Source organism: Bacillus sp. EKM208B (assembly GCF_011800725.1).
Classification (GTDB): domain Bacteria; phylum Bacillota; class Bacilli; order Bacillales; family Bacillaceae; genus Bacillus; species Bacillus velezensis.
Genome location: NZ_JAANHO010000007.1, coordinates 109090 through 122273, shown reverse-complemented (window position 1 = coordinate 122273; position 13184 = coordinate 109090). Strand labels below are relative to the sequence as shown.

The 13184-nt window shown below is 45.4% G+C and carries 5 protein-coding genes and 2 pseudogenes; 4 read left to right on the top strand and 3 right to left on the bottom strand.

The window, feature by feature from the left end:
- Nucleotides 1-474, top strand: a pseudogene (locus tag G9F75_RS19970) (NTTRR-F1 domain); the annotation flags it as partial.
- A gap of 41 nt (nucleotides 475-515) precedes the next feature.
- Here the strand turns inward: G9F75_RS19970 and G9F75_RS20125 are convergent.
- Nucleotides 516-869 carry a hypothetical protein gene (locus G9F75_RS20125; RefSeq protein WP_259347361.1) on the bottom strand — a complete coding sequence of 118 codons (354 nt, stop codon included), beginning with the start codon at nucleotides 867-869 and terminating at the stop codon, nucleotides 516-518.
- A 45-nt stretch (nucleotides 870-914) separates the two neighbouring features.
- Between G9F75_RS20125 and G9F75_RS13940 the strand changes: the two genes are divergently transcribed.
- Complete coding sequence (locus tag G9F75_RS13940) at nucleotides 915-2552, top strand: exosporium glycoprotein BclB-related protein (RefSeq protein WP_260399136.1); 1638 nt, start codon at nucleotides 915-917, stop codon at nucleotides 2550-2552.
- A gap of 154 nt (nucleotides 2553-2706) precedes the next feature.
- On the opposite strand, the gene G9F75_RS20120 is transcribed toward G9F75_RS13940, so the two are convergent.
- Together G9F75_RS20120 and G9F75_RS20115 are read right to left on the bottom strand one after the other, a co-directional pair.
- Nucleotides 2707-3786, bottom strand: a complete 1080-nt coding sequence (locus G9F75_RS20120) for a sensor histidine kinase (protein WP_224759944.1) — start codon at nucleotides 3784-3786, stop codon at nucleotides 2707-2709.
- Nucleotides 3787-3858: 72 nt separating this feature from the next.
- Nucleotides 3859-5172, bottom strand: a pseudogene (locus G9F75_RS20115) (sensor histidine kinase); the annotation flags it as partial.
- An 802-nt stretch (nucleotides 5173-5974) separates the two neighbouring features.
- On the opposite strand from G9F75_RS20115, the gene G9F75_RS13930 reads away from it, so the two are divergent.
- Together G9F75_RS13930 and G9F75_RS13925 are read left to right on the top strand one after the other, a co-directional pair.
- Nucleotides 5975-7051 (top strand): response regulator, encoded by a 1077-nt coding sequence (locus G9F75_RS13930; protein ID WP_167409169.1) that lies wholly within the window; start codon nucleotides 5975-5977, stop codon nucleotides 7049-7051.
- Between the two features lie 181 nt (nucleotides 7052-7232).
- A complete protein-coding gene (locus G9F75_RS13925; RefSeq protein ID WP_167409168.1) occupies nucleotides 7233-13142 on the top strand; it encodes a SpaA isopeptide-forming pilin-related protein in 5910 nt (1969 codons plus the stop codon).
- Nucleotides 13143-13184: the final 42 nt, after the last annotated feature.

The window sequence follows — 13184 nt, the reverse complement described above, 5'->3', positions numbered from 1 at the left end:
GGAGCAACGGGAGTAACAGGAGCAACAGGAGTAACCGGATCAACAGGAGTAACCGGAGCCACAGGCAGTACACCGGCCTTGCTCTTCACAAGAACCAACGGGCCGCTCACTGTTTATCCGCCGTTAAATACAGAAGTTCCCGTTGCTACGCTGGCAATCCCAGTTAATGCTTTGCAGAATGTAAAGCTTGATTATGCCCTCAGTGTCGCGATAACATCTGCAGCCAATTCAAACTTTGTTTTTGTGGTGAGATTATATAGGGGAACAGTACAAATTCATACAAGAACTCTGTCGCGAACTAATACTACCGCAGCTACGGAAAGTTTTTCGATTGCGGACACAACAGTGGATACTGCGCCGACCGCAGGAACAAACACGTACCAGCTAAGGATTATTTTAACAACTGCTAATAATTTAACGGCAGCAACTGCTCTCAATATCGATTTTAACAGCATAAGTTTCCCGACAACCTAATGATAACAGCAGACTGATATTTTAAAGATGAAAGACCTGACTTACGCACAGTTAGGTCTTTTTTTCTGTGAAAAAAGCTGTGCATGATGCAGCCTTAAAGACCATTTGAAAATTTGCCCAATAGAAGCGGGGTTTTGCCACACCTTTTTTCTTCGTGGAAATATTATGCAAATAGAGGTGGTGTAATGAGAAAAGGAGATACTTGGTATAACAGATACGACTCTTGGGATTACGACTGCCGGAATTGCAATGATTGTTGCTGTCATTTTCAACATAAAAGAAGAAATCAAAGGCGCAGTTATCAAAATCGAGCACATTGCTGTGAAGGATTCTGTTGCGAAAACTCTTGCTGTCATGAAAGATGGTGTCCATGCTGTCATCCAAATCATTTTCATGTAAGAGGATTCACCGGAGCAACGGGGTGCACCGGAGCAACGGGGCTGACCGGAGCAACCGGGCTGACTGGAGCAACGGGGTTCACTGGAGCAACGGGATTCACTGGAGCAACGGGATTCACTGGAGCAACGGGGTTTACCGGAGCAACGGGATTCACCGGAGCTACGGGCTCGACCGGGAATACCGGAGCGACTGGGGTAACCGGTGCCACGGGAGCAACCGGCGTCACTGGAGATCCCGGCGCGACTGGAATAACCGGCGCCACGGGAGTAACGGGAGCAACCGGAGAAACCGGCGCGACTGGAATAACCGGCGCCACTGGAGTGACAGGAGCCACGGGAGTAACCGGAGCAACCGGTGTAACCGGAAATACTGGAGCGACCGGAGTAACGGGAGTAACCGGAGCAACCGGTGTAACCGGAGCTACTGGAGCGACCGGAGTAACGGGAGTAACCGGAGCAACCGGTGTAACCGGAGATACTGGAGCGACCGGAATAACGGGATCAACTGGAGCAACCGGGATAACGGGAGTAACCGGAGCTACTGGAGCGACTGGGGCAACGGGAGCCACTGGAGTAACGGGAGTAACCGGAGTAACAGGTGCTACCGGAGTAACAGGTGCTACCGGTGTAACCGGGGATACTGGAGTAACAGGAGCAACCGGGCTCACCGGCGCAACCGGAGTAACGGGAGCCACGGGGATAACCGGAGCAACTGGATTAACCGGTGCCATCGGGGTAACGGGGGCAACTGGGGTAACAGGCGCAACTGGAGTAACGGGAGTAACCGGGGATACTGGAGTAACAGGAGCCACCGGAGTAACGGGATCAACTGGAGTAACCGGGGTAACCGGAGTAACAGGGGCCACCGGAGTAACAGGGATAACGGGAGCCACTGGAGTAACCGGAGCGACCGGAGTAACCGGAGCAACCGGAGCCACGGGGATAACCGGAGCAACTGGATTAACCGGCGCCACCGGGGTAATGGGGGCAACTGGGGCAACAGGAGCAACCGGGGTAACGGGAGTAACAGGAGATACTGGAGCCCCCGGAGTAACAGGCGCCACCGGAGTAACCGGAGCGACCGGAGTAACAGGTGCTACCGGGGTAACCGGAGTAACCGGAGCCACGGGGATAACCGGAGCAACTGGGGTAACCGGAGCAGGCGCGATCATTCCTTATGCTTCAGGTCTTCCCACTGCCGTGACGACCATTGCCGGCGGATTAATCGGAACGGTGAGCCTTGTCGGGTTCGGCAATTCTGTAACGGGCGTCAATGTCGGAGGGGGAGGTGCAATTGATCTTACCGGGGCCGGAGGGACTCTGCTGAACTTTGCTTTTTCTGTTCCGAGAAGCGGAACCATTACATCAATTGCCGCCTATTTCAGTACAACCGCAGCATTGTCGCTTGTCGGCTCGACTGTTACGATAACCGCACAATTATACAGTTCCACAGTGCCGAACAATACGTTCACGCCGATCCCCGGAGCATCCGTCACTTTAGCTCCTCCCCTCACCGGCATATTGTCAATCGGCAGCATCAGCAACGGAATCACGACAGGGCTGAACATTGCGGTAACTCCTCAAACCCGGCTGTTAATGGTATTCTCCGCCACTGCGACCGGCCTTTCGCTTATTAATACAGTGGCGGGATATGCAAGCGCGGGAGTTACGATTTCTTAAGTGAAAACGGCCAGACTGGTACGGATCATCTAAGCTTGGAGAAGATATCACTTTTTCTTCAAGCATTTTTATTTTTACGTCTTTTTGGGTAAATAAAGGCTGACGGGAATTTCCCGACAGCCGGGAGAAGTATTTACAAGCCTTCTGAAGTTAATCAGTATCTTAATGAAGACGTTTTTAGTGAGTTCGAATCATCCGTTGTGCCGGGAGTGTGAATCATCATCGAAACAGCGGTGCCCTCATCCGGGGTGCTGGTGATCGTCAATTCACTTCCGCAAAAATGCTTCAGCCGCCGATTGATATTTTTCAGGCCGACACTGCGATTAACATCAGAAGACAAAATATCTTTCTGTATGTCCGGCATGATGCCGGTTCCATTATCCTCCACTTTGATAAAATACGTGTTTTCGCCTTGTTTTTTCGCTGTCAGCTTTATCCGTCCGCCGCCTCTTTTCTTACTGATCCCGTGATGAACGGCGTTTTCCACCAATGGCTGTATCATTAAAGGCGGAAGGGGGAAGTCAATGTCCTGTTCAATATCAAAAAGGATATCAAGCCGTTTGCCGAAGCGTGTTTTTTCTATAGAAAGATATGACGTAATGATAGAAAGTTCGTTTCTGAATGAGCTGATGTCCGAAGTGTTTTGAAAATCAAAACTCATCCTTAAATAGTTTGTAAATGCAGCAGTCGTTTCCCGTGCTTTTTCAATATCCAAATGGCTGAGCGCGATGATCGTATTTAATACATTGTAAAGAAAATGAGGCTTAATCTGCGACTGAAGAAATGCCATTTCCAAATTTGTGGCTTGGTGAGCCGTATGCTTCATCAAAATTAAATTTTTAATACGCGCGGTGAATTCAGAGTAATGATAAGGCTTTTGTAAGATGTCGTTTGCTCCGGCATGAAACGCCTTGTATTTGTCATGGCTGATAATGGCTGCCGTAACGATAAGAACCGGCAGATCGACCATGCTGAATCTTTCGCGGATGATTGTGCAGACTTCAAAACCCGTCATGTCGGGCATCATCAAGTCTAATATGACCAAGTCAAGCTTCGAGGAAGAGACAGCTTGAAGCGCCTCTTTTCCGCTTTTTACTGCGATTACGTTATAAGGAACACCTTCCAGCATATCAGTTAAAATTTTCAAACTCTCGATGTTATCGTCGACGATCAGAATCGTCGGAGCCTCGATTTTTTCTGAGTGATAAGGCGTGACCAGCGAAATATCCGACATTCTCTGTCCGGGCTGTGATTTAGGAAGTTCGATCTTTGCTTCCGGTAAAGAATCAATTTGAGCGGCGGGTAACGTAAAATGAAAGGCTGATCCTTGCGCCGCCGCTGACTCCGCCCAGATGTCCCCGTTTTGGAGCTTGACGAGCTGTTTCACAATACTTAAACCTAAACCCGTTCCATCTTCTTCCGTCCCTTCCGCTTGCTGAAAAGAATCAAAAATGGTTTCAAGATCAGCCTCAGGAATGCCGCTGCCGGTATCGGCCACCGTGATTTGAATCATTTTGTCATTCAGGCTTTCAGCAGAAAGAATAATGTTCCCCTCGGATGTGTACTTGATTGCGTTTTCAACAAGATTGGTTAAGATTTGCCGGAAACGGTTTTCATCTGCAAGCACCAAAGGGAGATCGTCCGGCACATGATTAAGAATGGCAAGTTTTTTATGTTTGGATAAAAGCCGGTAGAAGTTCATCTCACTGCATATGACGGCATGCACATCGACGGGAACCGGACGAATCTGCAGCATACCCTGCTTCATTTTTTCCAAATCAAGAATATCATTTACGAGATCAGAAAGTCTGTAGCCCATACGGATGATCAGCTGCATATTTTCTTTCTCTTCCTCTATCGTCTTCTTTTTTCTGCCGGCTACAAGGGTTTGGCATATATTAATAATGCTGTTCAGCGGCGTCTTGAATTCGTGTGAAGTTTTGGCGATAAATTCATCTTTCAGTTGGTCGATTTTGACTAATTTCCGTGAGAGGACTTCATTGTCCCGGAAAGCTCCGGCGAATTGCTGCGCCATCAGAAGAACCACCGCCAATAAAGCGATGACTGTCGGCAATGAATAGATCGAATTAAAAGAAAAAGCCGTTTTGCCGCTGTAAGCTGAAATGGTTGTAAGAATCACAAAAGCGCTCATCGAGACGGATGCGAGTGTAAGGTACGTGCTTCCTTTTATTTTTCTTATGGCGGCAATCGTAAAAATATATGTAATATAAAACAGAGTCGTAACGGCAAGCACAGAATGTAAAATGTATGAGAGGTGGTCAATGAAACTTCCGGACATAAAATCAGTGATCAAGATGATCCCGGATAAAGCGGTTAAAATGGTGATCGTCGTTTTTGAAACAATTTCTCTGTATGCATAAAAGAGATAAAGAAAAACCGCCATGCTGACAAGCACGGTTGAGATGATACGCAAGGAATTCAGCAATGAAAATGAAATAGACGGAAAGAGGAGAAAGATAATTCTTTCTTTCCCGATCATAAGAATAATGGCTGAAAAAAGCAGACACATCACGGAAAAGAACAATAAATGTTTATCCTTTGTCCGTTGGAGAAAAAAGCCGAGAAAATATAAACCGGTAATGAAAAAAGCCGTAATCATAATGGAATCATTGAAAAAGGAAATTTGATTCTCGCGTATAATTTGTTCTTGAGTCCCAAACGTTATCGGTTTTGCGATCCCCCAGCCGGGAACTTTTCCGAAATTCGAAAAATGCAGGACAAGTTCATTGTCACCCTTGCGAAGCGTGAAAAAGCTGCTGTACGGTTTGTTCTGCGCCTTAAAATCAGCTTTTTCTGAAGGATTGCCGCTCTGTCCGATTACTTTTCCATTAAGGTAAAGGCGGTTTGAACTGTAGATAAAAGATGTGCTGATCCCCAAAACCTGATTGTCTTCATTTGATCGGATTGTCAGTTTGTACGTCCCGTAATCCACATCGGCCGTTTTTCCGAACAGCTTCACATTGACAGGGACATCAACGAGTACGGGATTTTTTCCTTTTGCTGAATGAAGCGCCTGCGGTGACAGCATCTGATTTGGATATAGAATCCATTTCCCGTTCAGCTGGACATTTCCATCCTTTTGAAAATCCCACTTTTCCAGATTGATCACTCCCTGTTCCGCTTGAGGGAGGGATGATCCTGAAAAATGATCCATGGCCATAAAAATCATAAAGAAGGCAGCATAGCCGCAAATAATCGAAATCGAAATGAATTTTTCTTTCACATCATTACTCCTTTATCCCATTCAGGGGCATTCTATTATCCTATGTAATGTATAAATATTGTAATCACAAACGTTATAATACAACAAGAGAAAGAAAAAGAATCCAACTATATAGGGCGTTGGACATGGTATAATTGAAATTATTTTCAGATATCTATATTGACGGGTGGGATGCGGTTTGAAAGCGTTAATTGTGGATGATGAGGAACTGGCATTGCTTCATTTTAATCGTATGCTTGAGCGGACAAACGCCTTTCAATCTATTATAACGTTTCAAGATCCGGCGGAAGTTCTGGAGCATTCGGAGCTTTCAGCAGCTGATGCGGTGTTTCTTGACATTGAAATGCCCGGGATAAACGGTATTGAGCTAGCTGAATCGATTCAGGAGCTCAATGAACATATTCAAGTTATTTTTATCACCGCTTATAATGAATTCGCGATCAAAGCGTTCGAATTAAATGCTGTCGATTATCTTTTAAAACCGGTTGACAATGCCAGGCTGCTGACAACTGTTGAGCGAATACGAATGAATAAAAAACTCAGGTCGGCAGACGAGAATACCGGGACGGATTATGTTATACAATGTTTTGGGAACCTGGACTTTTATCAATCGGTAAATGGTGTCAAAACATACATAACAGTCAAGTGGAGAACATCCAAAGCCCGTGAACTGTATGCATTTTTACTTCTTAATCAAGGGCGCACGGTCAGTAAAGACATGCTGATGGAAATGTTTTGGCCTGCTTATGATGTATCAAAAGCAAGCACCCAGCTCTACTCGACAATATATCAGATACGGAAATTAATCGTTCAGCTGCCCTTCAGCCAATCAATAGAAAATACCGATATAGGATACATTCTCCGGCTTTCCGGGGTAAAGGTTGATACAGTTGAATGGGAAAAAACATTAAAAGAGGCTCCTCCGCTCAGCGCAGCTGCACTAACCCGGCATATGGACATTGTCATGTCATATGAGAACCATTATCTCATGGAGAATGGCTATCTGTGGGCAGAGCCGGAAAAAGCGCGTCTTGCCCATCTGTGGCTCAGCAAAGCGTACGAACTGATTGGTTTTCTCATCCAAGAGAAGAACGATCATCAAGCGATGGACATTTGCCTGCAGGTCGAGAAAATAGAGCCCGGTGACGATAAAATTATACAATACAAACTGCAGTTATTTAATAAACTGGGAAAGGTAGAAGAGGCGATAAAGGAATACGAACGCTATAAACAATTGAAGGATAAAATCAATTGACGATTGAATGACCGGACCGGCTGATGCCGGTCTTTTTTTGTGCGCTATTTCTGAAATGATCCCCATGTACAGAATTTGTATAGGCCGATTTCATACAATGTAGTTTGGTTCGGATAAGGAGAATCCCATGCTTACCGGCTTGTTCGAACGTAAGTCTATATAAAAGGGGAGGAATAAGACATTGGGAGTGAGGAACTTTTCGTTCAGCCAGAAAAAAAGCAAAAGGCTGAGGGCGGCATTGATTTCATGCTTCACGCTGTTTTTCATCTTCAGCCAAGTTGTCAGCTTTACTCCGATCGCAGCCGCTTCCGGATCACAACAAAGCGAGAGCGGGTTCTTTGATTCAGTTGCAGTCAAAGACGGCAGACAGCAGACCGTTGACGGGTCAAAAGGGAGTGAGCCCGCTTTAGCACCGGGAGATAAAGTGACACTGACATACGAATGGTCACTAAAACACAAGGAAGATGCAAGTGACCGGAATATCACCTTAAAGATTCCGGAAAGTTTTACATTAGATAACGATGCCGAAGGTGAGCTGACATCAGCTGATCGGGTGATCGGTATATATAAAGCTGAAGCAAAAAGCAGCACGCTGGAAGTGAAAGTGAATGATGCTGGAGCGGATGCCGGGGATGCCAAAGGCTCTATTGCACTGTCGGCGAAGTTTACTCCCGACATAACAGATGAGACGAAAATGGCAAAAGCTCTTTTTCAACTGGATGCCGGCAAGACCCAGCAGGTGTTAATCCCTGTGAAGAAAGACGAAACAACGGATTCCGATACAGAAAAAAACACTTCTTCAACACCTGCTGAACCTCAGGAAAAGACAGAGAAAAAGTCAGCATCTGCGGACGGCGGTGATAAAGCAGAACAGACAACGAAATCAAAACCTTCTGCTAAACGCAGTCAATCAAAAATGGTGATTACAAGCAAATCTGCCGCTAAAAGCCTTCAATCAGGCGGAAGCCGGATTACGAAAAATATTTTAACTGATGTGAAATTGACGGATGAAAAAGGAAAACCATATGACAAAAACAACCCTGCGAATACGAACTCTCCGGCAAATATCACCATTCAATGGGCGATTCCGAATGAGCTGGGAAAAACAATAAACGACGGTGATCGATATGAATTTGATCTGCCTAAAGAATTTATCATGCATAATGACATTACGAACCAGCCATTGACCAACGGCGATAGTACGTACGGAACTTTTTCCATTAATACGAGCGGCCATGTCATCATGACGTTTAACGGCGAGGTAAAAGAAGACACTAACGTCAAGGGGTCATTGTATGTAAACACCCAATTCAATCAGAAAGAAATAAAAGGATCAACCACACAAAAGATTAAGTTTCCGGTTAGCTCTGATACGCCGGATGTAACGGTTTATTTTAAACCGAATGTCAATAAAACCATTGAGAAATCAGGGTCATTGGATAAAGGTATTAATCCCGGAAAGGTAACGTGGACGGTTGATCTTAATAAAAAAGAAGAAGAAGTTAAACATGCGAAATTGACTGAAAGCCTTCCGGACGAATTGACTTTCCGCTCTGTGAAAGTGTATGAACTCGATGTGAATATTGACGGTTCGGTGAGTCAGGGAAATGAGATAACTTCAGGTTATACCGTTGGCGAAAACGGTAATGTCACCTTCGCCGGGACGATCGATTCAGCCTGCCGGCTCATATATGACACGGAAATTAAAGATGAGGCAAAGCCGGGTAAAGGCGGAAAGATCACGCTGACAAACAAGGCGGCATTCAGCGGAGACAATGCGGAGCCGATTTCTGCGGAAGCTTCCGTAACAGCGGGTTACGGAAAAATGATAGAAAAATCTTCGACAGGTTATAAAGGAGAATCCCAAACGTTCAGCTGGGCTGTTATGTACAACTACGGTGAGAAAAAGATTGATCAATCCAAAGCCGGCATCAAGGATACGTTCGGATCAGACGATCTGCATCTTGTTCCCGGTTCATTGAAAGTCCTTCCGATTACATTCAGCCAGAACGGCAGCGAACAAGAGGGCGCCCCATTAAAAGAGGGTGAGGATTATACGCTGACTGATAACGGGAACGGCTTTGACATAAAATTCAAGCAAACTGTCACAGGAGCATATAAGATCATTTATCAATCTCAAGTCAACGATGGGGTCATTATTGACAGTCCTGTCAAATACACCAACACAGCAATGACAGATACAGGGGAATCAAAGGAAACTCCGGGAACCGCCATTCAGCAGAATCTGATCAAACATTATTCAAATGCAGACTATGAGAAGAAGACGGTTGATTGGACAATCACAGTTAACAAAAACGGTTACACAATGAAAGACTGGACGCTGGATGATCAATTCACCAGCGGAGGCCTGGCGCTCATTGACGATTCATTTCACATGCAAGACACGACTGATAACAAAACGCTGAAAGAAGGAACAGACTATACATTAACAAAAAAACCCGGAAATCAAGGCTTTACAATAGCATTGATCGGGGATTATGCAGAAACAAACAGTCAGTTTAAGATCACGTATACGACAAAATTCAACGCTGACTTTTCAAACGAACCCATTAAGAATACGGCGGAGTCGACATGGACGGATAAAAACGGCGGCAAACGCACAAATAAGGAATCGAGCGGCTTCACACCGAACAATCAGACGTCCCATAACGGATTCAAAAACGGCTCATACAACGCCGTTTCAAAAGAAATCACATGGAAAGTCGGCATCAATTACAATGGCGAACCTTCAAAAAATCCTTATATAAAAGATACGATCACAGATGGTCAGCAATTTTTGCATGGGTCGGTTGCTGTTAAAACGTATACCATCAGCAAAAACGGTTCCATCACTGAAGGAGAGGCGCTGGATTCTTCAAAATATGAAATAGAAGAGCCGTCAGACGGCAACAAAAATACGTTAATCGTACGTCTCAAAACTGATGACGCCTTACCATACCTGATTGAATTTAAAACGTCATTAAAAGGCCAGGTCATCAAACAGAATCAATACACAAACAAAGCAGAGTACTTTAATAATGACCATGCAGACCGAACGCTGACGGGTTCAGTTTCCATCGCAAACGGAGGAAACCTGATTTCGAAAGGCGGCAAGCAGAACGGAAACAATATCGATTGGAACATTAAGGTCAATGCCAGCCAATCGACACTGGATGACGTAAAAGTCAAAGACACCCCGGATGAGAATCAAATAATAGATGAAGATTCTTTTAAAGTATATCAAGCAAAATATAATGAGAACGGCGTTATGAAAGACAGCAGCGGAAATCTTATTCCGGGTGATGTGAAGCTTGAAAAAGATAAGGACTATAAACTAGATATAAAAACTGACAATGCCACCGGTGAACAATCATTTGTCCTCACCTTTACCGGCAGCTATAAACAAATCGACCGCGCGTATGTCATACAATATCGTTCTCTCATTAATATTTCCGGCAGCAGCGGTCAGGTCAGCAACAAAGTGTCGATATCAGGGACAAATGTTGAGGAGCAGACCCAAGAGAACAACAGCTCAGTGTTTGTCGCCATTTCAAGCGGCGGCGGCTCAGGATCAGGAGAGAAGGGAAGCCTGACGATATCTAAAACAGGATCAGACGGAACATCTCTTTCAGGAGCCGGCTTTCAATTATGGTCTAAAGACGGCAAGCAGCTGCTGCGTACGGGCACAACAGACGATGCCGGTAAACTTGTGTTTGGGAATATCCGTTACGGAACCTATGTACTGAAAGAAATAAAAGCTCCGGACGGCTACACCATCAGCGACGCTTATGTAAACGGGGTCTCCGTTACGATTGACGGCAAATCCTCCGCAGCAGGAGCACTCTATAAAGTCATAAATCAAAAAAATAAGGTGACGCTTATCAAAAAAGACGAAAACAATAATCCTTTGGCCGGTGCTGTATTTAAGCTTGAGAAAAAATCAAGCGACGGCACCTATACTCTGATAAAAAATAATATTGAAAGCGATAAAAATGGGAAAGTTGAGATCAACGGTTTGCCCGCCGGATACTATCGGCTGATGGAGACGAAAGCCCCGTCAGGGTTTATCGTAAACACAAAAGCCATTCACTTCTCAATCGCAAAGAACGAAAAGAATCAAGTACCTGATGTTGAATTGGGATCAATGGTGAATTATAAAGGAAAAGCCGCTTTAACGAAGAAAGATGCAGACGGCCGGAATCTTGAAGGCGCAGTTTTCAAAATCATCGACAGTGATGGTAAAACGGTTCAGGAAGATCTGGTTTCAGAAAAGGACGGAAAAATAGAAACATCCGGCCTTGCACCCGGTCATTACGCCTTCATCGAAACGAAAGCGCCTGACGGTTATGTGTTAAATACGGAGAAAGTGGAGTTTACCATCTCAGAAACAGCGGAAGGAAAGCCGGAGTCAACTGACGCAGGAACGGCCGTCAACTATAAAGGCTCTGTCCAGCTGACGAAGGAAGATGCAGACGGCCGGAACCTAGAAGGCGCAGTTTTCAAAATCGTCGACAGTGATGGAAACACGGTTCAGGAAGATCTGGTTTCCAATAAAGACGGAAAAGTAGAAACATCCGGCCTTGCACCGGGTCATTACGCCTTCATCGAAACAAAAGCGCCCGACGGTTATGTGTTAAATACGGAGAAAAAAGAGTTTACCATCTCAGAATCGGCGGAAGGAAAGCCAAACCCGTCTGACGCAGGAACGGCCGTCAACTATAAAGGCTCTGTCCGGCTGACGAAGGAAGATGCGGAAAGCAAGAAGCTTGAAGGTGCAGTCTTCAAAATCGTCGGCAGTGATGGAAAAACGGTTAAAGAAGATCTGGTTTCCAATAAAGACGGAAAAGTAGAAACATCTGGCCTTGCACCGGGTCATTACGCCTTCATCGAAACAAAAGCGCCCGACGGTTATGTGTTAAATACGGAGAAAAAAGAGTTTACCATCTCAGAAACAGAGGAAGGAAAGCCGAAGCCGTCTGACGCCGGCACCTTTGTCAACTATCAAGGCTCTGTCCAGCTGATCAAGAAGGATCAAGACGGAAACGTTTTAGACGGTGCAGTATTTAAAATCATTGACAGTGATGGAAAAACCGTAAGAGACGATCTGATGACAAAAGAAGGCGGCAAAATTGACGCCGGCGGTTTGGCGCCCGGAAACTATCAATTTGTTGAAACAAAAGCGCCGGATGGTTATCTGCTGTCAACAACCCCTGTGCCGTTTACGATTAAGGCTGAGAACAGCGGAAAACCGAATCAGGCTGCCCTGACTGCAGTTAACATCAAGAACAGCGTTGTTCTCACAAAATTGGATCAAGGTGACAAACGGAAAGTCCTGCAAGGTGCGAAGTTTAATCTGACAGATGCAAACGGCAAAGTACTGACAGAGGGTCTGACGACAGATGAGCACGGACAAATTATTGTACGGGGACTGAAAGCGGGCGAATATCAATTTATCGAAACAAAAGCGCCTGAACTTTACAGTTTGGATCAAACGCCAATATCATTCAAGATCACAAATACCGACATAAAACCAGTCGAAATCAGTGCGGAGAATACACTGACGCCTGGTGATGTCACACTGACAAAAGTGGATCATGACGATAAAAATAAGGTGCTGGAAGGTGCTGAATTCAAGATCACGTATTCTTCGGGACGTCCGGTAAACACCGGCGGCAGCAAAGAACGGCCGGCGGTATGGAAGACGGATCAAAAGGGCCGGTTTACGGTGAAAGGATTGGCGCCAGGGCAGTATCAATTTATCGAAACAAAAGCGCCTGACGGTTATCAGCTGAACGAAAAACCAATTGAATTCACAATTGAAAAAGGACAGTCAAAAGCCGTTGAGGTCGTCGTTTCTAATAAGAAATTAAAAAATCCCGCACCTGGGAAAGACACACCGAATCATCAAACGAATCAAGGCGGGCATCACCCTGATACCAATGGTAAAACCAATCACTCGGATACAGGCAAAAACCTGCCGAAAACCGGTGATACGGACGGTATGATGCCGGTCACGGCCGGTATTCTGCTGCTATTAGCCGGCGGAGCCGCGGCTGTCGTATCAAGAAAGAAGAAAGCAAGGAATAGATAGACGTTATCGCACCTGATCATGTAAGAATCGATCAGGTGCTTT

Bases quoted from the DNA above. Each gene is read 5' to 3' on its own strand.
- G9F75_RS20125 (WP_259347361.1), bottom strand. From the start codon at position 869: ATGAAAATGATTTGGATGACAGCATGGACACCATCTTTCATGACAGCA.
- G9F75_RS20120 (WP_224759944.1), bottom strand. From the start codon at position 3,786: ATGTCGGATATTTCGCTGGTCACGCCTTATCACTCAGAAAAAATCGAG.